This is a genomic window from Vibrio sp. 378 (assembly GCF_033339435.1).
This window is the reverse complement of the sequence record NZ_JAWOUO010000242.1, coordinates 1-928: the sequence shown is the minus strand read 5'-3', so window position 1 is coordinate 928 and position 928 is coordinate 1. Positions and strand designations below refer to the sequence as shown.

Sequence of the window (928 nt, the reverse complement as noted above, 5' to 3'; positions counted from 1 at the left end):
AGAGCAAGTTGCTGGACTTGTAGAACTTCTGAAAAATCCCCCGCAAGGTGAAGAAGAGTTCATTCTTGACCTACTAGAAAACCGTATTCCACCAGGTGTAGATGAAGCTGCTTATGTTAAAGCTGGTTTCCTGACTGCAGTAGCAAAAGGTGAAGTGTCTTCACCGCTTGTAAGCCGAGAAAAAGCGGCTGAGCTACTGGGTACAATGCAAGGCGGTTACAACATTGCACCGTTAGTTGAGCTACTAGACGATGAAGCTTTGGCTGAAATCGCTGTGAAAGCTCTGTCTCATACGCTACTGATGTTTGATGCTTTCTATGATGTAGAAGAGAAAGCGAAAGCAGGCAATGCTCATGCACAAAAAGTGCTTCAATCTTGGGCGGATGCTGAATGGTTCCTATCTAAGCCTAAGCTTGAAGAAAAAATCACGCTGACTGTCTTTAAAGTGACAGGTGAAACGAACACGGATGATCTTTCTCCAGCTCCTGATGCATGGTCTCGCCCTGATATTCCAGTACACGCACTTGCGATGCTGAAAAACGAACGTGAGGGTATTAACCCTGACCAGCCAGGCACCATCGGTCCAATCAAACAAATCGAAGAGCTAAAATCAAAAGGTCACCAGCTAGTGTATGTTGGTGATGTTGTTGGTACTGGTTCTTCTCGTAAATCTGCAACTAACTCAGTGCTATGGTTCATGGGCGATGATATCCCTTACGTACCTAACAAACGCGCTGGTGGTTACGTGCTTGGCGGTAAAATTGCACCTATCTTCTTCAACACAATGGAAGATGCGGGCGCGCTGCCTATCGAAGTTGATGTAACGAAGTTGAATATGGGCGACGTTATCGACGTTTACCCATACGAAGGCAAAGTATGTAACCACGAAACAGGTGAAGTACTTGCTGAGTTTTCTCTGAAAACAGAC

At 45.5% G+C, this 928-nt stretch carries 1 pseudogene; it reads left to right on the top strand.

The window, feature by feature from the left end:
• Nucleotides 1–928: pseudogene (locus tag R7Q48_RS25450) on the top strand (aconitate hydratase B); the annotation flags it as partial.